At 61.4% G+C, this 25,268-nt stretch carries 22 protein-coding genes and 1 pseudogene; 10 read left to right on the top strand and 13 right to left on the bottom strand.

What is annotated here, in order from left to right:
• Window positions 1–111: 111 nt before the first annotated feature.
• Both ACLH0H_RS00765 and ACLH0H_RS00760 read right to left on the bottom strand, forming a co-directional pair.
• Window positions 112–426, bottom strand: a complete 315-nt coding sequence (locus ACLH0H_RS00765; protein ID WP_411380583.1) for an SCP2 sterol-binding domain-containing protein — start codon at window positions 424–426, stop codon at window positions 112–114.
• A 56-nt stretch (window positions 427–482) separates the two neighbouring features.
• Window positions 483–1,193, bottom strand: a complete 711-nt coding sequence (locus ACLH0H_RS00760) for a histidine phosphatase family protein (RefSeq protein ID WP_411380582.1) — start codon at window positions 1,191–1,193, stop codon at window positions 483–485.
• 207 nt (window positions 1,194–1,400) lie between these two features.
• On the opposite strand from ACLH0H_RS00760, the gene sohB reads away from it, so the two are divergent.
• Window positions 1,401–2,426: a protease SohB gene (sohB, locus tag ACLH0H_RS00755; protein WP_307392419.1), complete on the top strand. Its 1,026-nt coding sequence runs from the start codon at window positions 1,401–1,403 to the stop codon at window positions 2,424–2,426.
• Between the two features lie 272 nt (window positions 2,427–2,698).
• Here the strand turns inward: sohB and ACLH0H_RS00750 are convergent, their stop codons facing one another.
• Together ACLH0H_RS00750 and ACLH0H_RS00745 are read right to left on the bottom strand one after the other, a co-directional pair.
• Window positions 2,699–3,814 (bottom strand): MDR/zinc-dependent alcohol dehydrogenase-like family protein, encoded by a 1,116-nt coding sequence (locus tag ACLH0H_RS00750; protein WP_411380581.1) that lies wholly within the window; start codon window positions 3,812–3,814, stop codon window positions 2,699–2,701.
• Window positions 3,815–3,882: 68 nt separating this feature from the next.
• The gene (locus tag ACLH0H_RS00745) at window positions 3,883–4,890 is read right to left on the bottom strand and encodes a substrate-binding domain-containing protein (protein ID WP_411380580.1); all 1,008 of its coding nucleotides are present in this window, start codon (window positions 4,888–4,890) and stop codon (window positions 3,883–3,885) included.
• A 479-nt stretch (window positions 4,891–5,369) separates the two neighbouring features.
• Here ACLH0H_RS00745 and ACLH0H_RS00740 point away from each other — a divergent pair, with 479 nt between their 5' ends.
• Window positions 5,370–6,938, top strand: coding sequence for a TerC family protein (locus ACLH0H_RS00740; protein ID WP_411380579.1), 1,569 nt, complete (start codon window positions 5,370–5,372; stop codon window positions 6,936–6,938).
• Window positions 6,939–6,990: 52 nt separating this feature from the next.
• On the opposite strand, the pseudogene ACLH0H_RS00735 reads toward ACLH0H_RS00740, so the two are convergent.
• Both ACLH0H_RS00735 and ACLH0H_RS00730 read right to left on the bottom strand, forming a co-directional pair.
• Window positions 6,991–7,251: pseudogene (locus tag ACLH0H_RS00735) on the bottom strand (thioredoxin family protein); the annotation flags it as partial.
• Between the two features lie 73 nt (window positions 7,252–7,324).
• The gene (locus tag ACLH0H_RS00730; RefSeq protein ID WP_076950578.1) at window positions 7,325–7,573 is read right to left on the bottom strand and encodes a hypothetical protein; all 249 of its coding nucleotides are present in this window, start codon (window positions 7,571–7,573) and stop codon (window positions 7,325–7,327) included.
• Between the two features lie 321 nt (window positions 7,574–7,894).
• On the opposite strand from ACLH0H_RS00730, the gene ACLH0H_RS00725 reads away from it, so the two are divergent.
• From ACLH0H_RS00725 to ACLH0H_RS00690, 8 genes are all read left to right on the top strand, one after another.
• Window positions 7,895–8,743 (top strand): transporter substrate-binding domain-containing protein, encoded by an 849-nt coding sequence (locus ACLH0H_RS00725; RefSeq protein WP_076950577.1) that lies wholly within the window; start codon window positions 7,895–7,897, stop codon window positions 8,741–8,743.
• Window positions 8,744–8,795: 52 nt separating this feature from the next.
• The gene (locus ACLH0H_RS00720; RefSeq protein ID WP_411380578.1) at window positions 8,796–9,458 is read left to right on the top strand and encodes an amino acid ABC transporter permease; all 663 of its coding nucleotides are present in this window, start codon (window positions 8,796–8,798) and stop codon (window positions 9,456–9,458) included.
• A gap of 11 nt (window positions 9,459–9,469) precedes the next feature.
• On the top strand, window positions 9,470–10,132 hold the full coding sequence (locus tag ACLH0H_RS00715) for an amino acid ABC transporter permease (RefSeq protein WP_186689209.1): 663 nt from the start codon (window positions 9,470–9,472) through the stop codon (window positions 10,130–10,132).
• Entirely contained in the window at window positions 10,129–10,911 is a 783-nt protein-coding gene (locus ACLH0H_RS00710) for an amino acid ABC transporter ATP-binding protein (protein WP_307392443.1), read from the top strand. Before ACLH0H_RS00715 ends, ACLH0H_RS00710 begins: the two co-directional genes overlap by 4 nt.
• Before the next feature lie 15 nt (window positions 10,912–10,926).
• Entirely contained in the window at window positions 10,927–11,316 is a 390-nt protein-coding gene (locus ACLH0H_RS00705; protein WP_010210958.1) for a RidA family protein, read from the top strand.
• A 166-nt stretch (window positions 11,317–11,482) separates the two neighbouring features.
• Complete coding sequence (locus ACLH0H_RS00700; RefSeq protein WP_307392448.1) at window positions 11,483–12,247, top strand: IclR family transcriptional regulator; 765 nt, start codon at window positions 11,483–11,485, stop codon at window positions 12,245–12,247.
• Window positions 12,248–12,256: 9 nt separating this feature from the next.
• Window positions 12,257–13,465: an amino acid deaminase gene (locus ACLH0H_RS00695; protein ID WP_411380577.1), complete on the top strand. Its 1,209-nt coding sequence runs from the start codon at window positions 12,257–12,259 to the stop codon at window positions 13,463–13,465.
• A 118-nt stretch (window positions 13,466–13,583) separates the two neighbouring features.
• Window positions 13,584–14,489 carry a sugar kinase gene (locus ACLH0H_RS00690; RefSeq protein ID WP_411380576.1) on the top strand — a complete coding sequence of 302 codons (906 nt, stop codon included), beginning with the start codon at window positions 13,584–13,586 and terminating at the stop codon, window positions 14,487–14,489.
• 159 nt (window positions 14,490–14,648) lie between these two features.
• Here ACLH0H_RS00690 and ACLH0H_RS00685 read toward each other — a convergent pair whose 3' ends face one another.
• The 7 genes from ACLH0H_RS00685 to ACLH0H_RS00655 all read right to left on the bottom strand — a co-directional run bounded on the left by ACLH0H_RS00685 (window position 14,649) and on the right by ACLH0H_RS00655 (window position 25,260).
• Window positions 14,649–14,924 (bottom strand): peptidylprolyl isomerase, encoded by a 276-nt coding sequence (locus ACLH0H_RS00685; protein ID WP_411380575.1) that lies wholly within the window; start codon window positions 14,922–14,924, stop codon window positions 14,649–14,651.
• A 44-nt stretch (window positions 14,925–14,968) separates the two neighbouring features.
• A complete protein-coding gene (locus ACLH0H_RS00680; protein ID WP_411380574.1) occupies window positions 14,969–17,464 on the bottom strand; it encodes a PAS domain-containing protein in 2,496 nt (831 codons plus the stop codon).
• Between the two features lie 135 nt (window positions 17,465–17,599).
• Window positions 17,600–19,558 (bottom strand): acetoacetate--CoA ligase, encoded by a 1,959-nt coding sequence (locus ACLH0H_RS00675; protein ID WP_411380573.1) that lies wholly within the window; start codon window positions 19,556–19,558, stop codon window positions 17,600–17,602.
• 121 nt (window positions 19,559–19,679) lie between these two features.
• Window positions 19,680–20,453 carry a 3-hydroxybutyrate dehydrogenase gene (locus ACLH0H_RS00670; protein ID WP_411380572.1) on the bottom strand — a complete coding sequence of 258 codons (774 nt, stop codon included), beginning with the start codon at window positions 20,451–20,453 and terminating at the stop codon, window positions 19,680–19,682.
• Window positions 20,454–20,460: 7 nt separating this feature from the next.
• Window positions 20,461–21,852 carry a GntP family permease gene (locus ACLH0H_RS00665; protein WP_186689175.1) on the bottom strand — a complete coding sequence of 464 codons (1,392 nt, stop codon included), beginning with the start codon at window positions 21,850–21,852 and terminating at the stop codon, window positions 20,461–20,463.
• Between the two features lie 288 nt (window positions 21,853–22,140).
• Complete coding sequence (locus ACLH0H_RS00660; RefSeq protein WP_411380571.1) at window positions 22,141–23,547, bottom strand: sigma-54 interaction domain-containing protein; 1,407 nt, start codon at window positions 23,545–23,547, stop codon at window positions 22,141–22,143.
• A 141-nt stretch (window positions 23,548–23,688) separates the two neighbouring features.
• Window positions 23,689–25,260 carry an ABC transporter ATP-binding protein gene (locus ACLH0H_RS00655; RefSeq protein ID WP_411382479.1) on the bottom strand — a complete coding sequence of 524 codons (1,572 nt, stop codon included), beginning with the start codon at window positions 25,258–25,260 and terminating at the stop codon, window positions 23,689–23,691.
• Window positions 25,261–25,268 lie beyond the last annotated feature (8 nt).

The following is a 25,268-nucleotide window of genomic DNA, read 5'->3' as shown; positions in this document are numbered from 1 at the left end:
TAAATGTGGGAGCGGGCTTGCTCGCGAATGCAGTAGGCCTGTCGACAACTCTATCGACTGACACTGCGCATTCGCGAGCAAGCCCGCTCCCACAGTTAAATTGCAGCGTACTCAGGAAGGGAACAACTCGCTCAGCTTCATGGCCAGCATCATGTCGCCTTCGGTACGCAGCTTGCCGCCCATGAACGCCTGCATGCCGTCGGTGGAGCCGTCGACGATGCCTTCCAGGGTTTCGCTGTCCATCACCAGGGTCACTTGGGCGTCCGGGTTTTCGCCTTCCTGCAGCGAGCAGGTCTTGTCCTTGACGATCAGGGAGAAGTTCTTGGTGTCGTCGATGCGGAAACCGAACACCAGGTCCAAGCCTTCGGCAGCGCTTGGGTTGAATTTGGCTTTCATTGCTTCTACAGCTTTGGCTACGTCAGTCATGGTTTCGATCCTTTGGGGTAGAGTCCAGTGACCTTTGGGTCACGGTTGGCCGCGGTTCATCGGTAGGTGATGAGCTGCGGCGCCTTCAACAACTGCAAATGGGTATGGCTGTTGAAGGAAGCCAGTGTCACCTCGCGACCGCGGAATTTCAGCTGGTTGAGCGAGGTGTTAACAATCTGCCAGTTCAGTTCGAAGGCCTGGGCGGCGGGCATTCGGGTAATCAGGTGGAGCAGGGCGGTGATGGTACCGCCGGAGGTGAATACCGCAATTTTCTGCGTGTTGTCCGCCGCTTCGAGAAGGCGCTGCAGGCCACCCTGGACACGTTCCACGAACCCCAACCAGCTTTCCAGCCCCGGCGGGTCGTAGGTACCGGCCAGCCAGCGTGCGACGATCAGGGCGAAGATGCGCTGGAATTCGCTGCGGTTATGCGTGGCATTGCGCAGGATCTCCAGGGCTTCGGGTTCGGTGGTGAGCAGGTCGGGGAGCAGGGCGCGGATGACCGCGTCGGCATCGAATTCATTGAAGGCGCTGTCGGTTTCAAGCAAGGGTACCGGCAGGCCCAGGGCGCTGTATTGGTCGAAGGTGGCAGTGGCGGTGTGCTGCTGGCGACGCAGGTCGCCGGCCACGCAGCGGTCGAACACCAGGCCCATGTCCGCCAGGTGGCGACCGAGCACTTGCGCTTGTTCCACGCCGACGGGCGACAGGACGTCATAGTCGTCTGCACCGAACGAGGCCTGGCCATGTCGAATCAAATAGATGCTGCCCACGTCCGCTCACCCGGTACGTTGAAAGTCAGGCGAGGTTATGGGGATGCCTTCAAGCTGTCAATGGAAAAACATACGCTTGTTTTAAAAGCCTGTTGGAGACCGGCTTGCTGGCGGTTTGATCACTGGCCCGAACGCGGCCCCGTCGGTATGCTTGGGCCATTGCGCGCCTGGCGCACATCAAAATCATTGTCCTGAATAGAGAGAAATATGGATTTCCTGGCCGAATATGCGAGCTTTTTAGCAAAGACCGTCACCCTGGTGGTCGCTATTCTGGTGGTCCTGATCAGCTTCGCGGCGCTGCGCAGCAAAGGCCGTCGCAAATCCGCCGGCCAATTGCAGGTCAGCAAGCTTAATGACTTTTACAAGGGCCTGCGTGAACGCCTGGAATCGAGCCTGCTCGACAAGGACCAGCTCAAGGCCCTGCGCAAGTCTGAAGGCAAGGCCGAAAAGAAGAAGGGCAAGCAGAAAGCCGAGGCCAAGCCACGAGTGTTTGTGTTGGATTTCGACGGCGATATCAAGGCCTCGGCCACTGAGAGCCTGCGCCATGAAATCACCGCCTTGCTGAGCCTGGCCACGCCGAAAGACGAAGTGGTGCTGCGCCTGGAAAGCGGCGGCGGCATGGTCCACAGCTACGGCCTGGCGTCTTCGCAACTGGCGCGTATCCGCCAGGCCGGCGTGCCGTTGACCGTGTGCATCGACAAAGTCGCGGCCAGCGGCGGCTACATGATGGCCTGCATTGGCGAGAAGATCATCAGCGCGCCGTTTGCCATCCTGGGCTCCATTGGCGTGGTCGCGCAGTTGCCCAACGTCAACCGCCTGCTGAAAAAGCACGATATCGACTTCGAAGTGCTGACCGCCGGTGAGTACAAACGCACCCTCACGGTGTTTGGCGAAAACACCGAGAAAGGCCGCGAGAAGTTCCAGGAAGACCTGGACATTACCCATCAGCTGTTCAAGAACTTCGTCTCGCGTTATCGCCCGCAGCTGGCAATCGATGAGGTAGCGACCGGAGAAGTGTGGCTGGGTGTTGCAGCCCTCGACAAGCAACTGGTCGATGAGCTGCAAACCAGCGATGAATACCTGGCGACCAAGGCCAAGACCGCCGAGGTGTTCCACCTGCATTATGCCGAGCGCAAGAGCTTGCAGGAGCGCGTGGGCCTGGCGGCCAGCGGCTCGGTGGACCGAGTGCTGCTGACCTGGTGGAGCCGATTGACCCAGCAACGGTTCTGGTGAGCCGCTGCTGAAAATGCAGGCGGCTCCATGTGAGCGGGCTTGCCTGCGATGGCCATAGATATCTACACAACTTTCAAAGGTTGAAAAATCTCTCTGTAGTGAGCGGGCTTGCCCCGCGCTGGGCTGCGAAGCGGCCCCAAACCAGGCGGCTCGGTTCCATCTGGAACTCGGCGGTGTCTTTATTGGGGCCGCTTCGCGGCCCAGCGCGGGGCAAGCCCGCTCACTACAAAAATGTGTAAATACCTATGCCCCACATTTGCTTTGTGGCGGTATCAGGGCTCAAGTACGACCTTGAGCGATTTATCGCCGCGCTCCATCACTGCGAACGCTTCCTTGAAGTCCGCCAGGGCGAATTTGTGGGTGACCACGTCGCGCATGTCGATCTTGCGGTTGCCGATAAAGTCGATGGCGCGTGGGTACATGTACGGGCCCAGGTGCGAGCCCAGCACATCCAGCTCTTTGCGGTCGCCAATGATCGACCAGTCCACCGTGGCCTCGTCATTGAATACGCTGAACTCGACGAAGCGCCCCAACTTGCGCAGCATCGCCAGGCCCTGGTTCACCGCCTTGTGATGGCCGGTGGCTTCGATGTAGATGTCGCAACCGTAACCGTCGGTGATTGCGCGGATCTTCGCCAGCACGTCGACTTCGGCCGGGTTCCACACTTCGTCGGCGCCCATGCGCAGGGCGAGGGCGGCGCGTTCGGGTTTCATGTCCAGCACGATCAGCTTCTTCGGATTGCGCATGCGCACCGCGCCAATGATGCCCAGGCCCAGCGTGCCGGCACCGGCGACCACCACCACATCATCGAAATCCACATTGGCGCGCTCGGCGGCGTGCAGTGAGCAGGCCAGCGGCTCGATCAGGATGGCTTCGTCCGGCGCGATGGAATCCGGGACTTTATGCACGATGCCTTCCTTGGTGAAGATCATGTACTGGGCCATGGCGCCCTGTACATTGTTCTGGAAGCCATACAGGTCGTGTTTCTGGCACATCCAGTACTGGCCGTGGTTGCAGAAGCGGCAGCCCCAACACGGTACGATCTGCTCGGAAATCACCCGGTCACCGACCTTCACCCCGCGTTTTTCCGCACCGGGGCCTAATGCGACCACGCGGCACACGAATTCATGGCCGGGAATCATCGGCGGTTTCACGTAGCGCGGTTGCTCGGCGTCGCCCCAGAACGAGGGCGCGCCGCGATAAGTCTTGATGTCGCCCATGCAGATCCCACACAGCTCGACCTTGGTGAGGATCTCCTCCGGACCGGGCGTGGGCACATCGACGGTTTCCAGGCGATAGTCTTCCGGGCCGTAACAGACTACGGCCTGCATGGTTTTCGGGATGACCGGGGACAGTTGATCTTGCGGGCGTTCGATAACGGTGGACATGGCAGACCTCGCAGCATGATGAACTCATCGCTCCCGCGCAGGCACGGGAGCGATCAATCGGCAACGGTTTACTTGGAGCCGCTGACTTGCTTGTACAGCGCGTCGGCGTTGGCGTTGGTCACCGGCACCCAGGGCAGGATGTAGTTCTTGGCGGTGCCATCGCCCCATTTCACGTCCTTGGCGTAGCGCTGCCAGATCACCGATTGCGGCTTGTAGTCGCTGCCGGCCAGCGCGCGCAAGGCTACATCCAGTGCGCCTTGGGATTGGGCCTGGGCGTCTTGCAGGAAGGTGGTGACTTCGTCTTTTTTGGCCGCCTGGATCGCATCCGGCATGCCGTCGATGGACGTGACCGGCACGTCCTTGGAGGTCAAACCGTGGGATTTCAGTGCCTGTATGGCACCGAGCGCCATATCGTCGTTCTGCGCGATTACGCCGTTGATGCCTTTGGGGTGGGCGTTCAGCCAGTCTTCAGTCAGCGTCATGGCCTGGGCGCGGTCCCAGTTGGCGGTCTTTTTCTCGATGATCTTGATGTCCGGGTGCTTGCCCAGCACCTCCAGCTCGCCTTTTTCCCGGTCGATCTGTGCCGACTGGCCAATCGGCCCCTGGATGATCACGACATTGCCTTTGCCGTTGAGCTTGTCGACCATCGCCTGGGCCTGCAGGCGGCCGCCCTCTACGTCGTCGTTGCCCACGTAGGGCACGGAGGCATCGGCTACTTTCGTATTGGAGGCGATGACCACCACGTCGTTGCTCATGGCTTGCTTGACGGTGCCCACGCCGGCCTTGGTGTCGATGGGCACGAAGAGAATGGCGTCGTAGTGCTGGGTCACCATGTTTTCGATCTGGTTGTTCTGGGTCAGCGCGTCGTAGTTGCCGTCGAACACCGTCAACTGCACGGTGCCGTCTTTAACGGCAGGGTGTTCCTTGAGCTCGCGCACCCAGTTCTGCATGAACTGGCCCTTGAGGCCATAGACCGCGGCGCCGACTTTGTAGGTCTTGCCATCGGCGGCCAGGGCGATGCTGCTGGCGAGGAGGGAGAGGGCCGCGGCGGCGGCGAAGGTCGTACCAAGTTTCATGATGAGAACCCCGTTTTATTGTTGTAGTCAGTCGTTCGTTCATTGCCTTGTTGTGATCATATGTTTATCAAATGAAATTCTGATCAGTCAAACGCTTTCGCTAAAAACGGCAAAATAGGCTTGTTTACCCGATTAAAAGCCGGGCTTGCCTGGTTTTGGCATGTTTTTTGTTATGTTTGGCCTGATATTAATTTCATCTGCTGATCATATGATCGAAAGCGGTAGGGTCCGTTCACAGATCTTGTAATAGTTTCGGACTGTGGGAATTTTCCTGTTCGCCTGTACGATTCAAGTCCTATTGTCATCGCAGGATTTGCATGAACACCCTCTCGGAGCCTCCCAGTCGTCTCTCTCCAAGACATCCGCTGCCGCTGTTTCCCATGAAGCATCCCGTATTCCGACTGCTAGCCTTGTACCGGTCCACCGACCGCGCCTTGCCGTGCCCGGCATTCGGAACATCGATCAGAGAGACTCAATAAATGGAATGGTTAGCGGATCCAACGGCCTGGCTCGGCCTGTTGACCTTGATTGTGCTGGAACTGGTACTAGGCATCGACAACCTGGTGTTTATTGCGATCCTGGCGGACAAGTTGCCGCCGGAGCAGCGCGACCGTGCGCGGTTGATCGGCTTGTCCCTGGCCTTGCTGATGCGCCTGGGCCTGCTGGCGAGTATTTCCTGGCTGGTGACTCTCACTCAGCCGCTGTTCGAGGTGTTCGACAAGAGCTTCTCCGGCCGTGACCTGATCATGCTGTTTGGCGGTGTGTTCCTGCTGTTCAAGGCCACCATGGAATTGCATGAGCGTCTGGAAGGGCATGTGGCCCAGCGTTCAGGCAACGTCGCCTACGCGATGTTCTGGCCGATCGTGGCGCAGATCGTGGTGCTCGACGCGGTGTTCTCTCTCGATGCAGTGATTACCGCCGTGGGCATGGTGGACGAGCTGGCGGTGATGATGATCGCGGTGATCGTGTCCATCGGCCTGATGATTATCGCGAGCAAGCCGCTGACCCGTTTCGTCAACGCACACCCGACAGTGATCATGCTGTGCCTGGGCTTTTTGATGATGATCGGTTTCGCCCTGACCGCCGAAGGCCTGGGCTTTCATATCCCCAAGGGCTATCTGTATGCGGCGATTGGTTTCTCGATCCTGATCGAGGTATTCAACCAGATCGCCCGGTCGCGGCGCAAAAAGTCGGCGCAAGGCGTGTTGCCGGTACGTGAACGCACGGCCCATGCGGTGATGCGTTTGCTCGGCGGGCGTAGCCTGGCGGTGGAAGAGGTGGGTGAAGACGTGGCGGACCTGCTCGGTGAGCCGGATGCTGCGCAAGGCCCGCTGTTTGACCGACGTGAGCGCGTGATGATCAGCGGTGTGCTGCAACTGGCTGAACGGCCGATCCGCAGCCTGATGACGCCGCGGGCCAACGTCGACTGTATCGACCTGGCGGACGGTCCCGAGGCTATTCGTCTGAAGTTGATGCATTCGTCCTACTCGCGGCTGCCGTTGATCCGCGACGGTGCCGTCGATGAGCCGTTGGGCTTCGTGCACAAGAAGGAGTTGCTCAAGGAATACTTGGCCGGCAACGAGCCGAACCTTGCGCACCTGGCGCGCCGGGCGATCAACCTGCTGGAAAGTTTTTCGATCCTCAATGCCTTGGAGCAGATGCGCCAGGAATCGACTCATATCGCGTTCGTGATCAACGAATTCGGCGACTTCATGGGCGTGTTGAGCATGACCGATATTCTCGAGTCCATCGCCGGTGAGTTGCCGGACGCCAGTGAGATCGCGGGCCCGGATATTGTCGAGGAGGGCGATGGCTTCCGTGCCAATGGCGCCTTGAACCTGAACCTGGTTCGTCAGCGCATCGGCTTCAACGCTAATGCAACCCAGGACTATCAAACCCTGGCAGGTCTGGTAATGAGCCTGCTCGACCGTCTACCGGTGGTGGGCGATAGCCTGGAGCATGAGGGCTGGCGCCTGACGGTAGCGGCGGTCGAGGAGCGTCGGGTGACGCAGGTAACTCTGGAGCCTGCTGCCGGGCATAGCGGCTGAAGGTGCTTCTCAGTGTCCGCTTTTGTGTCTCCCAAGGTCCAAAGCCCTTAAGCATATCCACGATTTTTCCGTTTCGGTGAATCACGAGAAATGGCGTTCCGGTGACTATCGCGAGCCTGGGCGTTTCTTCTACGTAAAGCACCATGCTCTTCACGAACGCAGCGTATTTCTTGGCCATGCGTTCGAACAGCCCGGTGGCGGGAGGGCATGCCGGGCATGTCTTCGAAACAAACAGTAGGAACACAGTTTGATGGGATGTCACCACCTGCTGATATTGCTCGTTCGTGTGAATGCCGTCGGTAGCTTGTCCCATGGTGATTTCCCGCTTGCCTGATCCATTTCTGTGCAAGCTAGCGCTCAGTTTCGCCCCCGTCTACTGTCAACCTTCACAGGTCCCCTTTACGCTCCACGCGTTCACGGGCCTTGCGCGCCTGGCTCGCGCATTTTTTGTATTCCAGGTTGTCCCTCGAGGCCTTTGCCTGGCGATAACCATGGTGATTCTGGCTGGTGTAGTTGGTGCTCAAGGCTTCATTGAGCTTGCGCAGCTCTGCCTTGCACTCGCGACGATCATTGCTCGCCCAGGCGCTGCCCGTGGCCAGGAAGCTGAGCACAAGCAGGGTGAGACTGAACTTCATCAAGGCGTCGTCCTTTATTCGACCTGTATCCGCCAAGGCTAGCGCAGCGCAGGGAATTTTCCATCACCGGCGTGCACGGTAACGCGGCAGTGGCGCACCCGTGTGGGGCCTGTCACGGCTGCTTGGGGCCTTGGGTAGCAAATTGATTCCAGATGCTGGCGCAACGCCTTATCGCTATCAGTGTTTATCTGGCTGATTCCTAACGTATTTACCGTCTGCCTGTTTTCCTATTACAGCCTGTGGCACACTTTCTGCTGTCTATTCCGTTGTTACATACTAAGTTCCGGTATAGCGGAATACACAATCCCTGGAGTGCTTGTCATGCATCACCGACCTTCCGTGTTCAAAGCGTGTGTTTTTCTCTTCGCCGCATCGGCTTCCCTCGCAAGCCTCGTGCAGGCGGCGGACAGCAAGCTCGATAACGTGCTCAAGCGTGGGCACCTGATCGTGGGTACAGGCAGTACCAATGCGCCGTGGCACTTCCAGGGAGCGGATGGCAAGTTACAAGGGTTTGATATCGATATCGGCCGCATTGTGGCCAAGGGCTTGTTCAACGACCCGAGCAAGGTTGAGTTCGTGGTGCAGTCGTCCGACGCGCGCATTCCCAACCTGCTGACCGACAAGGTCGACATGAGTTGCCAGTTCATCACCGTCACCGCCAGCCGTGCGCAGCAAGTGGCGTTTACCCTGCCGTACTACCGCGAGGGCGTCGGCCTGTTGCTGCCGAACAACAGCAAATACAAAGAGATTGAAGACCTGCAGGCGGCCGGCGACGACGTCACCGTGGCCGTGCTGCAAAACGTGTATGCCGAAGAACTGGTGCACCAGGCGCTGCCCAAGGCCAAGGTCGACCAGTACGACAGCGTCGACCTGATGTACCAGGCCGTGAACTCCGGTCGCGCCGACGCCGCCGCCACCGACCAGTCCTCGGTCAAGTACCTGATGGTGCAGAACCCGGGCCGCTATCGCAGCCCGAGCTACGCCTGGAGCCCGCAGACCTACGCGTGCGCCGTCAAGCGTGGCGACCAGGACTGGCTGAACTTCGTCAACACGGCGCTGCATGAAGCCATGACCGGCGTGGAGTTCCCGACCTACAAGGCGTCGTTCAAGCAATGGTTCGGCGTGGATTTGCCAGAGCCTGCGATTGGGTTCCCTGTCGAGTTCAAGTGATTCGTGAAAATCGGGGCGCCGCGCGCGGCGCCTCCCTCAGGTACTGTCCAACATGAACTATCAGTTGAATTTTGCCGCCGTCTGGCGTGATTTCGACACCCTGCTGGCGGGGCTGTGGCTGGGCCTGGAATTGGCATTGCTGTCGATCGCCATTGGCTGCGTGATCGGCCTGCTGATGGCGTTCGCCATGCTGTCCAGGCACCGCGCGTTGCGCATCCTGGCCTCGGTGTACGTCACGGTGGTGCGCAATACGCCGATTCTGGTGCTGATCCTGTTGATCTACTTCGCGCTGCCCAGCCTGGGCGTACGCCTGGACAAGATCCCCTCGTTCATCATCACCCTGTCGCTGTACGCCGGCGCCTACCTGACCGAAGTGTTCCGCGCCGGGCTGCTGAACATTCCCAAGGGCTTGCGTGAAGCCGGGTTGGCCATCGGCCTGGGTGAGTGGCGTATCCGCGCCTACATCACCGTGCCGGTGATGCTGCGCAACGTGCTGCCGGCGCTGTCGAACAATTTCATTTCGCTGTTCAAGGACACTTCCCTGGCCGCCGCCATCGCAGTGCCGGAGCTGACCTATTACGCCCGCAAGATCAACGTCGAAAGCTACCGGGTCATCGAAACCTGGCTGGTCACGACCGCGCTCTACGTGGCTGCCTGTTACCTCATTGCCATGTTGCTCCGTTATCTTGAGCAGCGTCTGGCGATCCGTCGTTAGGAGCGGCTTGCATGTACCAATCCCCCAGCTGGCTGCAGGAGTTGTGGATCGCCCGGGATACGCTTTGGGCGGGGTTTCAAACCAGCGTGTACGTCTCGGCGCTGGCGATTATCTTTGGCACCCTGATCGGCATCGTCGCCGGGTTGGTGCTGACCTACGGCAAGTTCTGGATGCGCGCGCCGTTCCGTCTGTACGTCGACCTGATCCGTGGCACGCCGGTGTTTGTGCTGGTGCTGGCGTGTTTCTACATGCTGCCGGCGCTCGGTTGGCAAATCAGCGCGTTCCAGGCCGGCGCCGTCGGCCTCACGCTGTTTTGCGGCTCCCACGTGGCCGAAATTGTGCGCGGTGCGCTGCAAGCCATTCCCCGTGGGCAACTGGAAGCGGGCAAGGCGATCGGCCTGACGTTCCCTCAGTCCCTGGGCTACGTGCTGTTGCCTCAGGCGCTGCGCCAGATCCTGCCGACCTGGGTCAATTCCTCCACGGAAATCGTCAAGGCGTCGACGTTGCTCTCGGTGATCGGCGTGGCCGAGTTGCTGCTGAGCACCCAGCAAGTGATCGCACGTACCTTTATGACCCTGGAGTTCTACCTGTTCGCCGGGTTTCTGTTTTTTGTCATCAACTACGCCATCGAATTATTCGGGCGCTACATTGAAAAGCGGGTGGCCTTGCCATGAACCAACCTCAAACCAACCCACCGCTGCTGGACATACGTGGCCTGCGCAAACAGTACGGCGAGGTCGAAGTGCTCAAGGGCGTCGACCTGTCCATGCAGCGCGGCAACGTGGTGACCTTGATCGGCTCCAGCGGCTCGGGCAAGACCACGCTGCTGCGTTGCGTCAACCTGTTGGAAGAGTTCCAGGGCGGGCAGATCACCCTGGACGGCGAGTCCATCGGCTACAGCGACATCGCCGGCAAGCGCGTGCGTCATCCTGAGCGCGTGATTTCCCAGCACCGTGCGATGACCGGCATGGCGTTCCAGCAGTTCAACCTGTTCCCGCATTTGACCGCGTTGCAGAACGTTACCCTGGGCTTGTTGAAAGTTAAGAAAATGCCTAAGGACGAGGCGGTGGCATTGGCGGAAAAATGGCTCGATCGTGTAGGACTGTTAGAGCGCCGCAATCACTTCCCCGGTCAGCTGTCCGGCGGCCAGCAACAGCGTGTGGCGATTGCCCGAGCCATTGCCATGAACCCCAGCCTGATGCTGTTCGATGAAGTCACCTCAGCCCTGGATCCGGAGTTGGTGGGCGAAGTCCTCAGCGTAATCAAGGGCCTGGCGGAAGAGGGCATGACCATGTTGCTGGTCACACACGAAATGCGCTTTGCCTATGAAGTGTCGGACCAGATCGTGTTCATGAACCAGGGCCGCATTGAAGAGCAGGGCAGTGCCAAAGCTATTTTCGAACGCCCGCAGTCGCCGCGACTGGCGGAATTTCTCAAGAACATTCGTTTTTAATCAAGGAGCTATTTTATGAGCATTACGCGTTACGGTGCTGGCAGCACAGCCGGCGGTGGCCAGCCACGTCCTTTCGCCCGCGCGGTGGAAGCGGACGGCTGGTTGTACGTCTCAGGCCAGGTGCCTGCGGTGGATGGCGAAATCATCACCGGCGGGATCATCGAGCAAACCCGCCAGACCATGCGCAACGTGGTGGCAATCCTTGAAGAGGCCGGCTACGAGCTCAAGGACGTGGTGCGCGTTGGCGTATGGCTGGAAGACCCACGGGACTTCTGGAGTTTCAACAAGGTATTCGGCGAATATTTCACTCCGGAGCACGCCCCGGCGCGTGCGTGTGTGCAGGCCAACATGATGGTCGATTGCAAGGTGGAGATTGATTGCGTGGCCTACAAGAAAAAAGGCTAAATGCCCCAATCTGAAGCCCAAAGCAGATCACATGTGGGAGCTGGCTTGCCTGCGATAACGGAGTGTCAGACAACACCTGCGCCACTGACCCGCCGCAATCACGGGCAAGCCCGTTCCCACAGGGAATCGCTATGCGACACACCACTCTGACCGGACCCACACCACCATGACCGAAGACACCATCAAACGCCGCGCCAAAGGCCTGGACCGTGCATTCGATATCCTCGATTTTCTCAAGGAAATCGGCCAGCCCCTGCGCCCGAATGATATTGCCAGCGGCATCGGCAGCCCCAAATCCACGGTCTATGAATTGGTCGCGTCGCTGCTTGAACGCCGTATCCTGGAAACGGTGGGCAAGGACGGCCACGTCTATCTCGGTCGCCAGCTGTACTTTCTCGGCCAGGCGCACCTGCGTCATTTCGACCTGACCCGCGAAGCCGACCACGCCTTGCAGGAAATCGTCAGCCAGACCCACGAAACCGCGCAAATGTGCCTGCTCAACGGGCGCAAATACACGGTGGCGCTGATGCGTGAAGGCGAGCGGCATTTCCGTATTTCTTCGGACATCGGCGAAAACGCGCCGATCCCCTGGACCGCTTCCGGGCGCCTGTTGCTGGGGCACTTGAGCGACCAGCAGATCGTCGACCTGATCGACCCCGATGACTTTATCCTGCCGGACGGCCAGCGCCTGGCGCTGGACACCTTCCTGGCGCAAATCCGTCAGGCCAGCCTCGATGGCTTCTTTTCCTTCGACAGCGTGGCCGACACCTTTACCCACTGCTTTGCCGCCCCGGTGCGGGACGCGCAAGGCATCAGCATTGCGACCCTGTGCATCGTCGCCCCACGGGCCGATGCGCTCAAAAACTACAGCAGCTATCGCCGGGTGTTGATCGACAGCGCCAATAATCTGGCCCGGCGCATCAACGAATAGGAGCTTTCCATGTCTGCCATCAACGCCGTTGAAAAGGGCGCCGCCGCCGTCGGTGCCCACTTGGTCCGCGACGTCAGCCTGCCTGCCCTGGTGCTGCACCGTGACGCCCTGAAGCACAACATCCGCTGGATGCAGGACTTTGTCAGCAAGAGCGGCGCGCAGCTGGCGCCCCATGGCAAGACCAGCATGATGCCAGGTCTGTTCCAGCGCCAGATCGCCGCGGGCGCCTGGGGCATTACCCTGGCCAACGCGGTGCAGACCCGAGCCGCCTATGCCGGCGGTGTACGTCGCGTGCTGATGGCCAACCAACTGGTAGGCGCGCCGAACATGGCGTTGATCGCTGACCTGTTGGCCGACAAGGATTTCGACTTCCACTGCATGGTCGACCACCCGGACAACGTCGCCGACCTGGGCCTGTTCTTCGCGGCCCGTGGCCTGCGCCTGAACGTGATGATCGAATACGGCGTGGTCGGCGGCCGTTGCGGCTGCCGCAGCGAGCAGCAGGTGCGCGACCTGGCCAAGGCGATCAAGGCCCAGCCCGCCTTGGCGCTGACCGGTATCGAAGGCTATGAAGGTGTGATCCATGGCGAGCATGCGATCAGCGGCATCCGCGACTTCGCTGCCAGCCTGGTGCGCCTGGCGGTGGACCTGCAGAACAATGGCTCTTTTGACCTGCCCAAGCCCATCGTCACGGCATCGGGTTCGGCCTGGTATGACCTGATCGCCGAATCGTTCGAGGCGCAAAACGCCGCCGGCCGCTTTCTAAGCGTGCTGCGTCCGGGCAGTTACGTGGCCCACGACCACGGCATCTACAAAGAGGCGCAGTGCTGTGTACTTGAGCGTCGCAGCGACCTCAGCCAAGGCCTGCGCCCGGCATTGGAAGTCTGGGCCCACGTGCAGTCTTTGCCTGAGCCGGGCTTTGCGGTGATCGCCCTGGGCAAGCGCGACGTTGCGTACGACGCCGGTTTGCCGGTGCCGCTCAAGCGCTACAAGGCCGGTATTGTGCCTGCGCATGGCGATGATGTGGGCGCGTGCAGGGTGACGGCGGTGATGGATCAGCATGCGTTCATGAGCGTGGCGCCCGGGGTTGAGTTGCGCATTGGCGACATTATTTCGTTCGGCACTTCGCACCCTTGCCTGACCTTTGACAAGTGGCAAGTGGGTTGTTTGGTGGATGAGCAAATGCAGGTGGTTGAGAGTTTGCGTACCTGCTTCTAAACCGAGTCGCTGCCATCGCAGGCAAGCCAGCTCCCACATTTGAATGCATTCACAAGTCTGAATGTGGGAGCTGGCTTGCCTGCGATGAGGCCCTCCAGCACACCGAGAGACCCAAGGCATGAACCCAAAGCCCCACATCGCCCTCATCGGCGAATGCATGATCGAACTGCAACACCGCGCCGACGGCAGCCTGCATCAGAGCTTCGGCGGCGACACCTTGAACGCGGCGGTGTACCTGCGCCGCGAGCTGGGCGATAACGGCAGCGTCGACTACGTCACCGCCCTGGGCGACGACAGCTTCAGCGACGCCATGTGCAAACACTGGGCGCAAGAAGGCCTGGGCCTGTCAAGGGTCCAGCGCTTGCCTGGCCGTTTGCCCGGTTTGTATTGCATTCAAACCGATGCCAAGGGCGAGCGAAAATTCCTTTACTGGCGCAACGAAGCCGCCGTGCGTGACTGTTTCACCACCCCCGCGGCCGAGCCGATCCTGGCGGCCTTGCCGGACTATGACGTGGTGTATTTCAGCGGTATCACCCTGGCCGTGCTGGGTGAAGTCGGCCGCGAGCGTTTGCTGCAGGCGCTGATCGAAACCCGCAGGCGTGGTGGCAAGGTGGCTTTCGACAATAATTACCGGCCGCGCCTGTGGGCCGATGTCGAGGCGGCGCGCTTGGCTTATCGGTCGGTGTTGGCCGAGGTGGATATCGCCTTGCTCACCGAGGATGACGAGCGTGCGTTGTTTGGCTATGCCGGCAGTGAACAGGTATTTGCGGCGTATGCAGGGATTGAAGAGGTCGTGCTCAAGCGGGGGGCGGATGCATGTCTGATCCGTTGCCAGGGTGAGCGCTATGCGGTGCCGGCACTGAAGGTGGAGACGGTGGTGGATACGACGGCGGCGGGGGATTCGTTCAGTGCGGCGTATCTGGCCGGTCGGCTTAGGGGCGGTTCACCGCAAGAGGCTGCTTTGGCAGGGCATCGGTTGGCAAGTCGAGTGATCCAGGTGCCGGGGGCCTTGATTCCCAGGTGAATGGCCGCCTGCGGCGGTTCGCAGGCAAGCCAGCTCCCACAGTTGATCGTTCCCATGCTCTGCGTGGGAATGCAGGCAGGGACGCTCCGCGTCCCAAAAGCGGACGCAGAGCGTCCGGTGAGGCATTCCCACGCAGAGCGTGGGAACGATCACGCTCCTCTAGTCGCGGTAAAACACCTGCACCAAGTGATACCCGAACTTGCTCTTGATCGGCCCATGAATCACCTTCACCGGCTTCTTGAAAATCACCGCATCAATCGCCCCCACCATCTGCCCAGGCCGCACTTCACCCAAGTCACCGCCACGCTTGCCCGAGGGGCAGGTGGAGTACTTCTTGGCCAGTACATCAAACGCCTCGCCCTTGGCGATGCGCAGCTTGAGTTGTTCGGCTTCTTCGCTGGTTTTCACCAGGATATGACGGGCTTGGGCTTTCATAAAATCTCTACCGGGTGGGCGACGGCGCGCGATTATGCCTGAACTCATTCCTCTACGCTGATCATGCCGCGGATTTTCGTGGCCAGCAGGTCAATGGAAAACGGCTTGGCGACCATGTCCATGCCTTCTTCGAGGAAACCCTGGCGCTCGGCGGCTTTTTCGGCGTAACCGGTCATGAACAGCACCTTGAGCCCCGGCCTGTGCTGGCGCGCAATTTCCGCCAACTGCCGGCCGTTCATGCCCGGCAGGCCGACGTCGGTGACCAGCAGGTCCACGCGCAGGTCCGACTCCAGCAGGGGCAGCGCGGCCCGTGCGTCCGCCGCCTGGTGCGCGGTATAGCCAAGCTCATCGAGCACATTGACCACCAGCATGCGCACCGCCGGATCGTCCTCGACCACCACCACCGCCTCACCGGCCAGGGCCAACGGCGCCTCGCTCAAGTGCGTGGGCAGGTTGCTTTCCAGCGACGTACCGAACAGGCGCGGCAGGTACAGGCGCACGCATGTTCCCTGGCCCGGCTCGCTCTGGATGGTCACGTGTCCGCCGGACTGCTGGGCAAACCCGTAGATCATCGACAACCCCAGGCCGGTACCCTGGCCGATGGGCTTGGTGGTGAAAAACGGATCGAACGCCTTGGCCAGGATCTTCGGCGCCATGCCGGTGCCGTTGTCGCACACGCCAAGCATCACGTAGTCGCCGGCCTTGACCGGTTCAAGGGTGGTGATGTCGCTACCGTCCAGGTAGCTGTTGGCGGTCTCGATCAGGAGTTCACCGCCGTCGGGCATGGCGTCGCGGGCGTTGATCACCAGGTTGAGCAAGGCGTTTTCCAGCTGGCTGGCGTCGGTGTTGACCGGCCAGATATCGCGCCCCAGCCGCACCTTGAGGTCGATGTGCGCGCCCTTGGTGCGGCGGAACAACTCTTCCAGGGACGCCACCAACTGGTTCGGGTCCAGCGGGCGAAGATCCAGTGATTGGCGCCGCGAAAAGGCCAGCAGCCGGTGGGTGAGGGCGGCGGCACGCCGGGCCGAAGACACCGCTGCATCGGTAAAGCGGCCGATCTCGTCACTGCGCCCGGCGGCGATATAGCGCTGCATCAGGTCGAGGCTGCCGATGATGCCGGTGAGCATATTGTTGAAGTCATGGGCGATGCCGCCGGTGAGCTGGCCCACGGCCTCCATTTTCTGCGCATGGCGCAGGGCGTCTTCGGCGCGCTCGCGCTCGTACATCTCGTTTTGCAGGCGCTGGTTGGCCTCGGCCAGCGCCTGGGTGCGCTGTGCCACGCGCTCTTCGAGATTTTCGTTGAGGTGGCGCAGGGCTTCTTCAGTGAGTTTGCGTTCGGTTTCATCGATCACAAAGATGTAGAACCCGTTCACCGAGCCATCATTGCTGAAACGCGGCAGGTACTTCATTAAGGCATGGCGCGGTCGGCCGTCGCGGTGCGGTGTGACGGTCATGAAACTGCAGGCCTTGCCCTTGAGCGCGGCGGCGATCTTGTCGGCACGGCCGGCGTACACCTGCTCGCCGAGCACGTCGCGGATGGTCCTGCCGTACAGCTCCTGGGGGGTCATGCCGTACCACTCCAGGTACGCGCTGTTGTTCAGGCGAAAGCGTTCCTCATGGTCGACATAGCCGATCAGCACCGGCATGGCGTTGATGATCAGTTGCAGTTCGGTCTGGCTTTGGCGCAGGGCCTGCTCGGTGTTCTTGCGCTCGGTCAGGTCCAGCGCGGCACCGAGGAACCGCGCGGGGCGGTCCTGATGATCCTTGTAGCAGCGGCCCCGGGCAAATACCCAGCGCACTTGGCCGTCGGCCTGCAAGAGCCGGTATTCCTCGGCGTATTCGGTGCCGAAGGTTATGCAATGCTTGATGCTGCGCGCCACCATGCCACGGTCTTCGGGGTGCACGCCTTGCAGGTAGTCGCTGATCGGCAGCCGGCCCGCGTCGCTGGGGTCCACGCCATGCAGGTAGGCGAAGTGCGCGTCGGCGATGAAGCGGTCTTCGCCGATATCCCAATCCCAAGTGCCCACCGCGTCGGTGGCCGCCAGTGCGAGCTGCAGGCGTTGTTCGGTGTTGTGCTGGGCCTTGCGGCGCTCGTTGGTTTCGATGGCGGTAACCAGGATGCCGGCCACGTTGGCGCTTTCATCGCGGATCGGACTGTAGGTCAGGTCCAGCCAGATTTCGGTGTCGCGGTTATGGCGTTGCAGCACGAAACGCTGCTCGCTGAAGGTGCGCGCCTGGCCACTGAGCACGGCGTCGTAGATCGGCGCGGTAAAGCTCTCCAGCTCCGGCCAGGTCTGGTGCGTCGGCTGCCCCATCGCTTCGGGGTGTTTGTTGCCAGCGAGCAGGGCGAAGCCGTCGTTGTAGAGTTGCGTGAGCTGCTTGCCCCACAGCAGCAGCATCGGCATCGGCGAATGCACGACGATGTCCACTGCGGTGCGCAGGCTTTGCGGCCATTCATTGGCCTCACCGAGGGGGCTTTGCGCCCAGTCCAACCGCGCAATCAATGCGGCGGTTTCGCTGCCGGTGGATGTTCCATTCATGAAGAAGCCCTGAGCGTAACGCTTTGAAAGATGACAACACCCATTATCCCGCGAGCCGGGAATGAGTGACTACCCCCAAAAAATAGCATGCCTTGGGGGTTTTTCTTCAGCTCCGTACGTCGGGGCTGAAACCTTTCATCCTTCAGCCAGCTCCGGGCGATCGCGAAACTGCTCCAGGGCCTGCGGGTTGGCCAGGGCATCGGTGTTCTTCACCGGTTCGCCGTGCACTACATTGCGCACCGCCAATTCAACGATCTTGCCGCTGATGGTGCGCGGGATATCGCTGACCGCCAGGATCCTGGCCGGCACATGACGCGGCGTGGTGTTGGCGCGGATGACCTGGCGAATCTGCTGCTGCAGCGCTTCGTCCAGCTGCACGCCGTCATCGAGGCGCACGAACAGCACCACGCGCACGTCGTCCTGCCAGCGCTGGCCGATGGCCAGGCTCTCCAGCACCTGTGGCAGCTTTTCCACCTGGCGATAGATCTCTGCGGTACCAATGCGCACGCCGCCGGGGTTGAGCACGGCGTCGGAGCGTCCGTGGATCAGCAGGCTGCCATTCGGGCGTTGTTCGGCATAGTCGCCCTGGGCCCAGACGCCGGGGAACTGGCTGAAATACGAGGCGCGCAGCTTCTGGCGGTCCGGGTCGTTCCACAGGCCGATGGGCATGGCCGGGAAATGCCGGGTGCACACCAGTTCGCCTTTTTCGCCGACCAGCGCCTGGCCGTCGTCGTCCCAGACCTCGATGGCCATTGCCAGGCTCTTGCACTGCATTTCGCCGCGACGCACCGGCAACACCGGGTTGCCGATCACAAAGCAGGAGACGATATCGGTGCCGCCGGACATCGACGACAGGCACAGCTCGTCCTTGATTTCGCGGTACGCATAGTCGTAGCTCTGCGGCGAAAGCGGCGAACCGGTTGAGATCAGCCCCTTGAGGCTGCCCAGGTCGTGGCTCAGGCGCGGCTGCAGCCCTGCTTTTTCCAGGGTCGCGAGAAACTTGGGGCTGGTGCCGAACACGCTGATGCGTTCTGCGTCGATCAGGTCGATCAGCCGCTCGTGGCCTGGATGAAACGGCGAGCCATCATACAGCACCGCCGTGGCACCGATGGCCAGCACCGAGACCAGCCAGTTCCACATCATCCAGCCGCAAGTGGTGTAGTAGAACAGGCAGTCGTCCCTGGACAAGTCGGCATGCAGGCCGTGTTCCTTGAGGTGAGTGAGCAACACGCCGCCAGTGCCGTGGATGATGCACTTGGGCACGCCGGTGGTGCCGCTGGAATAGAGGATGTACAGCGGATGATCGAAGGGCACCGCGACGAAATCCGGCTCGCCGCCGGGTTGGTAGAAGTCCTGCCACAGCGTGACGCTGGCGTGTGTCTGATAGTCCTCGACCCGCGCCTGTGGCCGTGCGTAGGGCACGATGATCAAATGCTCCAGGGACGGCAGGCGCGTGAGGATTTCATTGAGCTTGGCGCTCTGGTCGATGGTTTTGCCGGCATAGCGATAACCCGCGCAAGTGATCAGGACCTTGGGCTCGATCTGGCCGAAACGGTCGATCACGCCCTGGGTGCCGAAATCCGGCGAAGAGCACGACCAGATCGCCCCCAGGCTGGTGGTGGCGAGCATGCCCACCAGGGTTTGCCAGGTGTTGGGCATACACGCAGCGACGCGGTCGCCTTGGGTAACGCCAGCGGCGCGCAGGCTGCTTTGCAGTCCGGCGACGTGTGCAGCCAGCTCGGCGTAGGTGAGTTGTTCGCGCTGGCCGTCTTCCCCAATGGCCACCACCGCCGTGTGATCGTCGCGACGGCGCAACAGGTGCTCGGCAAAGTTCAGGGTCGCGCCGGAGAACCACTGGGCGCTGGGCATCTCGGTGCCTTCGACCAGCACCGCCGTGGGTGGGCTGCGAAAGCGCACATCGAAATATTCGACGATGGCCTGCCAGAAGGCCGGGCGCTGGTCGATGCTCCACTGGTGCAGGGCTGGGTAGTCGCTGAGCTGCAGGCTGTGGCGCTCGTTGATGTAACGCCGGAACTGGTCCATTCGCGTGTTGCGGATGCGTTCGGGGGAGGGTTGCCAGAGGATGTCGGACATTGATGTTGCCTCTTCTCGTTCCCGCGCTCCGCGTGGGAATGCCTCTTTGGACGCTCCGCGTCCGCTCTTGGGACGCGGAGCGTCCTGGGCTGCATTCCCACGCGGAGCGTGGGAACGATCACTATTGAGCCAGCCAGCCGCCGTCGATATTCCACGCCGCACCGCGTACCTGGCTGCCGGCTTCGCTGCATAAAAACAGCACCAGTTCGCCCAACTGTGGCGGCGTCACAAACTCCAGCGACGGCTGCTTCTCTGCCAGCAACTCCTGCTGCGCCTGCTGCGGGTCGACGCCATGGGCGGCGCGATCATCGATTTGCTTCTGCACCAGCGGCGTCAGTACCCAGCCGGGGCAGATGGCGTTGCACGTCACATTGCTAGTGGCCGTTTCCAGGCCCACCACCTTGGTCAAACCGATCACCCCGTGCTTGGCCGCCACATACGCGGCCTTGCCCACCGAACCGACCTGGCCATGCACCGACGCGATGTTGACGATCCGCCCCCAGCCCTTGGCCTTCATCCCCGGCAAGCTCAGGCGCGTGCTGTGGAACACCGATGACAGGTTGATCGCGATGATGGAATCCCAGCGCTCGGCCGGGAAGTCTTCCACGGCGGCCACGTGCTGGATCCCGGCGTTGTTCACCAGGATATCCACGCCACCGAATTCGCGCTCGGCGTAGGCGATCATCTCGGCGATCTGCGCCGGGTCGCTGACGTCCGCCGGGTGATGCCCGACCCTGCCGCCAAACGCCCGCACCTGGGCGACCACCGCGCTGGCGTCGCCGAAACCATTGAGAATCAGATTGGCGCCGGCCTTGGCCAGGCTCAGCGCGATGCCCAAGCCAATGCCGCTGGTGGAACCGGTGACCAGGGCGGTCTTGCCATTCAATGTCGTCATTAACACCTCACACAATGCCAGTGGCGTAGAAAGTACCGATCACCACGAACACCGCGAGGGTCTTGATGAGGGTGATGCCGAAAATGTCCTTGTAGGCTTCGCGGTGGGTCAGGCCGGTCACCGCCAGCAGGGTGATCACCGCGCCGTTGTGGGGCAGGGTATCCATGCCGCCGCTGGCCATGGCCGCGACCCGGTGCAGCACTTCAAGTGGGATATTGGCCGCATGGGCCGCCGAAATAAAGCTCTCGGACATCGCCGCCAGGGCGATGCTCATGCCGCCCGACGCGGAGCCGGTGATACCGGCCAGCAAGGTCACGGTGATCGCTTCATTGACCAGTGGATTGGGGATGCCCTTGAGCCAGTCCGCCAGCACGAGAAAGCCCGGCAACGAGGCGATGACCGCGCCAAAGCCGTATTCCGACGCGGTATTCATCGCCGCCAACAGCGCGCCGCTGACCGCGCTTTTGCTGCCCTCGGCGAGCTTGCTCTTGATCGCCGACCAGCCAAACGCCAGCACCATGAGAATGCCCACCAGCAACGCCGCCTGCACCGCCCAGATCGCGGTGAGCTTGGCGATTTCGGTGGTCACCGGTGCGCTCATGCCCGGCAGGCTGAGGCTGTGGGTCTTGCCGTACCACTGCGGGATCCAGTGGGTGAACAGCAGGTTCATCACCCCGACCAGGATCAGCGGCGACACTGCGATCCAAGGGTTGGGCAGGGTGAGGTTCTCGGCGGTTTCCGGCTCGTTGCGCAACTCGGTGCCATAGCCTTCACCGGCGCGTTGCGCCTTGTTGCGCTGGCGCGCCAGGTACAGCATGCCGGCGCAGAACACGAAGATTGTGCCGATCAAACCCAGCCAGGGCGCCGCCCAGGCGGTGGTGTTGAAGAAAGTGCTGGGAATGATGTTCTGGATCTGCGGCGTGCCGGGCAGTGCGTCCATGGTGAACGAAAACGCACCCAGCGCGATGGTGGCGGGAATCAGGCGCTTGGGGATATTGCTCTGGCGGAACATCTCCGCCGCGAACGGATACACCGCAAACACCACCACGAACAGCGACACGCCGCCGTAGGTGAGCAGGGCGCAGACCAGCACGATCACCAGCATCGCCTGGCGTGTGCCGAGCAAACGGATCGCGGCGGCGACGATTGAGCGCGAAAAGCCCGACAGCTCGATCAGCTTGCCGAACACCGCGCCCAGCAGGAACACCGGGAAATACAATTTGATGAAACCGACCATTTTCTCCATGAACACGCCGGTAAAGGCGGGCGCGACGGCGGACGGGTCGGTGAGCAGCACAGCGCCGAGCGCGGCGATGGGGGCAAACAGGATGACGCTGTAGCCACGGTAGGCGGCCAGCATCAGCAGCGCGAGGGCCGCCAGGGCAATGATCACACTCATGGTGTGTCTCCAGGTTGGATTGTTATTTTTGTGGGGTGTTGGCTATGGGGAAGGGCTATAGCGAGATGCGTGCCAAAAAATTAACTTATTGAAATATAAGGAAAAAATATCTTTCTCGGCGAGTGAGCTTGAATTTAGTCTCGTATTTGAGATAAATGAGGACCCCCGTGGGAGCGGGCTTGCTCGCGAAAGCGGTGTGTCAGCCAGAGAATTCGGTACTGAACCACCGCATTCGCGAGCAAGCCCGCCCCCACATTGGAATGTCTCTGTATGTGGAATTTCGTCTCTTTATTGAGACTCGCTAATGCCCAGCGCTACCATCTTCTTGTACAACGTTGACCGCCCAAGCCCCAGCCGCCTGGCCGCTTCCACCACATTCCCGCCGCACGCGCTCAATGCCGCCCCAATCACCTGCCGATCGAACCGCTCCCGTGCCGCGCTGAACGATTCACCCTCGACGGCTGGCACCGGGTTGCGCTCCACCGGGGTAAACGTACCTATCGCTGCACGGATTTCCCGGGCGTCCAACACCAGGTCATCACTCAACAGCGCCGCGCGCTCCAGCACATTGCGCAGCTCACGGATGTTGCCCGGCCACGCATGCTGTGCCAGCAAGGCCAAGGCGTCCTGATCCAGCTCGTGCTGGCTGCGCAGTTCCTCAAGGATGGCCTCGCTCAACGCCGGAATATCATCCAGGCGCTCACGCAACGGCGGCACCTGGATTGGCAGCACGTTCAGCCGGTAATACAAGTCCGCGCGGAATTCGCCGCGCTTGATCGCCGCTTCCAGGTCCATGGACGTGGCGGCGATCACCCGCACATCACTGTGCAGCATCTCGTTGGAGCCCACGGGTTCGAATTCCTTTTCCTGTAACACCCGCAGCAATTTGCTTTGCAGTGGCAAGGGCATGTCGCCGATTTCATCCAGAAACAGCGTGCCGCCCTGGGCAATCTGGAATTTGCCCGGACGGCCCTTGCGATCGGCGCCGGTAAACGCGCCCGGCGCGGTGCCGAAAAACTCGGCTTCCAGCAGGTCGGCGGGGATGGCGGCGCTGTTGATACTGACAAAAGCCTTATGTGCACGCGTCGATGCGCCGTGAATCGCCTGGGCCAGCAACTCCTTGCCGGTGCCGGTTTCGCCCAGCAGCAACACCGGCGATTCGGCACTCGCACTGCGCCGCGCCCGGCGCTTGACTTCGAGGCTGGCCGCGCTGGTGCCGATGAAGTGCGCGAAGTTGTATTTGCTCTGCCGTGAGCGCAGCAGCGAGCGCGTGGAGGCAAGCTCCTGCTGCAGGCTCAGGTAGCGTTCGATCAATGGCGACAGGTTGCGCAGCTCATCGAACAGCGCAAAGCCAATCGCCCCGATCACCGCGCCGGCATCGTTGTGAATCGGCAGGCGCATCACCACCAGCGGGCCCTTGGGCGTGTCCTGGATGTCCAGCAATATCGGCTGGTCATTGCGCACGACCTGGCGCAACAGGCTGTTGGAGATCACTTGTTCGCACGGTTGGCCGATGGCCTGGTCGGCGCTCTTGAGCCCGAAGCGCCTGGCGTAGCGCTCGTTCATCCACACGATGGTGGCGTCGCGGTCGACAATCACCGTGCCTTCGCTGGACTGCTCGATGATCTCGAACAGCGACTGGATGGCCAGGCCACGAACCTGTTGGTAGTCCTTGAGGCTATCGGTGGTGTTCATGTTCAGGCTACCAACACAGATGGGGAATGGAATCGCGATCCTTGTGCGAGCGGGCTTGCTCGCGAAAGCGGTGTGTCAGCCGGCTTATACGGTACTGATACACCGCCTTCGCGAGCAAGCCCGCTCCCACAGGGGGAGTGTCTATAAAGGAATGTGCGCCGCCGCCAGCAGTTCCTTGGTATACGGATGCTGCGGCGCATCAAACACCTCGTGGCTCGCGCCGCGCTCCACCACCTTGCCGTCCTTGATCACGATCATGTCATGGGCCATGGCGCGCACCACGGCCAAGTCATGGCTGATAAACAGGTAGGTCAGGCCGTATTTATCCTGCAGCTCACGCAGCAACCCCACCACCTGTTTCTGCACGGTGCGGTCGAGGGCCGAGGTGGGTTCGTCCAGCAGCATCAGCGCCGGCTTGAGCACGAGGGCGCGGGCAATGGCGATGCGCTGGCGCTGGCCGCCGGAAAACTCGTGGGGGTAGCGGTGCCGGGTGGCGGGGTCGAGGCCGACGTCCTTGAGCACCTGGATCACCTGCGCATCGCGCTCGGCCAGGCTGCACGGCGCGTGCACCTCCAGGCCTTCGCTGATGATCTGCGCCACGGTCATGCGCGGGCTGAGGCTGCCGTAGGGGTCCTGGAACACCACCTGCATCTGTTTGCGCCAGGGGCGCATTTGTTGGTTATTCAGCGGGTCGAGGGCTTCACCCTGGAAACGAATGCTGCCGGTGGAATCGAGCAAGCGCAGGATTGCCTGGCCCAGGGTCGATTTGCCCGAGCCGGACTCGCCGACAATGCCCAGGGTCTTGCCACGCTGCACGCTGAGGCTGATGCCCTCCACCGCGCGCAAGTAGCGCTTGCGCCGAAACAGCCCGCCGCCGAGGGGGAATTGCACGCTCAGGTCATTCACCTCCAGCACCGTCTCGCGTTCGCCAACGCACACGGCGTCGCCCGCGGGTTCCGCATCCAGCAAGAGCTGGCTGTAAGGATGCTGCGGCGCGGTGAACAAGGTCTCGCAATTGGCCTGTTCGACAATTTCGCCGGCGCGCATCACACACACGCGCTGGGCAATGCTGCGCACCAGGTTGAGGTCATGGCTGATCAGCAGCAGCGACATGCCCAAGCGCTGTTGCAAGGACTTGAGCAGCAGCAGGATCTTGCGCTGCACGGTAACGTCCAGCGCGGTGGTGGGTTCGTCCGCGATCAGCAGCTCGGGCTCGCAGGCCAGGGCCATGGCGATCATCACCCGTTGACGCTGGCCGCCGGAGAGCTGATGGGGATAGGCCTTGAGCCGTTCCTGGGGTTTCTGGATGCCCACCAGCTCGAGCAGTTCCAGGATGCGTGCCTGCGCCGGCTTGCCGCCCAGGCCCTTGTGCAAGAGCAGGGTTTCACCGATCTGCTTTTCGATGCTGTGCAGTGGGTTCAGGGACGTCATCGGCTCCTGGAAGATCATCGCGATGCGGTTGCCGCGCAGCTTCTGCAGGGTGGTTGTCGACGCACCGATCAACTCCTGGCCGCGATACTTCACCGAACCGGTGGTGTGCGTACCGGCCTCGGGCAGCAGTTGCAGGATCGAATGGGCCGTCACCGACTTGCCCGAACCCGACTCGCCCACCAGCGCCAGGCATTCGCCGGGGCGCATGTCCAGGCTGAGGTTGCGCACCACGGTCTGGCCGCTGAAAGCGACGTTGAGGTCGCGTATTTCGATGAGGTTCATACGCACGT

It is taken from the genome of Pseudomonas sp. MPB26, from assembly GCF_046605355.1.
GTDB classification, from domain to species: Bacteria; Pseudomonadota; Gammaproteobacteria; order Pseudomonadales; family Pseudomonadaceae; genus Aquipseudomonas; species Aquipseudomonas cedrina.
Note: the sequence above shows the minus strand (reverse complement) of the source record. Positions and strands in the feature narration are given on the sequence as shown.

Excerpts from the sequence above, each read along its gene's own strand:
- ACLH0H_RS00670 (WP_411380572.1), bottom strand. The coding sequence starts at position 20,453 with ATGACGACATTGAATGGCAAGACCGCCCTGGTCACCGGTTCCACCAGC.
- ACLH0H_RS00765 (WP_411380583.1), bottom strand. The coding sequence starts at position 426 with ATGACTGACGTAGCCAAAGCTGTAGAAGCAATGAAAGCCAAATTCAAC.
- ACLH0H_RS00725 (WP_076950577.1), top strand. The coding sequence starts at position 7,895 with ATGCATCACCGACCTTCCGTGTTCAAAGCGTGTGTTTTTCTCTTCGCC.
- ACLH0H_RS00740 (WP_411380579.1), top strand. The coding sequence starts at position 5,370 with ATGGAATGGTTAGCGGATCCAACGGCCTGGCTCGGCCTGTTGACCTTG.
- ACLH0H_RS00660 (WP_411380571.1), bottom strand. The coding sequence starts at position 23,547 with ATGAACACCACCGATAGCCTCAAGGACTACCAACAGGTTCGTGGCCTG.
- ACLH0H_RS00705 (WP_010210958.1), top strand. The coding sequence starts at position 10,927 with ATGAGCATTACGCGTTACGGTGCTGGCAGCACAGCCGGCGGTGGCCAG.
- ACLH0H_RS00745 (WP_411380580.1), bottom strand. The coding sequence starts at position 4,890 with ATGAAACTTGGTACGACCTTCGCCGCCGCCGCGGCCCTCTCCCTCCTC.
- ACLH0H_RS00690 (WP_411380576.1), top strand. The coding sequence starts at position 13,584 with ATGAACCCAAAGCCCCACATCGCCCTCATCGGCGAATGCATGATCGAA.
- ACLH0H_RS00720 (WP_411380578.1), top strand. The coding sequence starts at position 8,796 with ATGAACTATCAGTTGAATTTTGCCGCCGTCTGGCGTGATTTCGACACC.
- ACLH0H_RS00665 (WP_186689175.1), bottom strand. The coding sequence starts at position 21,852 with ATGAGTGTGATCATTGCCCTGGCGGCCCTCGCGCTGCTGATGCTGGCC.
- ACLH0H_RS00710 (WP_307392443.1), top strand. The coding sequence starts at position 10,129 with ATGAACCAACCTCAAACCAACCCACCGCTGCTGGACATACGTGGCCTG.
- ACLH0H_RS00750 (WP_411380581.1), bottom strand. The coding sequence starts at position 3,814 with ATGTCCACCGTTATCGAACGCCCGCAAGATCAACTGTCCCCGGTCATC.
- ACLH0H_RS00730 (WP_076950578.1), bottom strand. The coding sequence starts at position 7,573 with ATGAAGTTCAGTCTCACCCTGCTTGTGCTCAGCTTCCTGGCCACGGGC.
- ACLH0H_RS00685 (WP_411380575.1), bottom strand. The coding sequence starts at position 14,924 with ATGAAAGCCCAAGCCCGTCATATCCTGGTGAAAACCAGCGAAGAAGCC.
- ACLH0H_RS00700 (WP_307392448.1), top strand. The coding sequence starts at position 11,483 with ATGACCGAAGACACCATCAAACGCCGCGCCAAAGGCCTGGACCGTGCA.
- ACLH0H_RS00695 (WP_411380577.1), top strand. The coding sequence starts at position 12,257 with ATGTCTGCCATCAACGCCGTTGAAAAGGGCGCCGCCGCCGTCGGTGCC.
- ACLH0H_RS00715 (WP_186689209.1), top strand. The coding sequence starts at position 9,470 with ATGTACCAATCCCCCAGCTGGCTGCAGGAGTTGTGGATCGCCCGGGAT.
- sohB (WP_307392419.1), top strand. The coding sequence starts at position 1,401 with ATGGATTTCCTGGCCGAATATGCGAGCTTTTTAGCAAAGACCGTCACC.
- ACLH0H_RS00675 (WP_411380573.1), bottom strand. The coding sequence starts at position 19,558 with ATGTCCGACATCCTCTGGCAACCCTCCCCCGAACGCATCCGCAACACG.
- ACLH0H_RS00655 (WP_411382479.1), bottom strand. The coding sequence starts at position 25,260 with ATGAACCTCATCGAAATACGCGACCTCAACGTCGCTTTCAGCGGCCAG.
- ACLH0H_RS00680 (WP_411380574.1), bottom strand. The coding sequence starts at position 17,464 with ATGAATGGAACATCCACCGGCAGCGAAACCGCCGCATTGATTGCGCGG.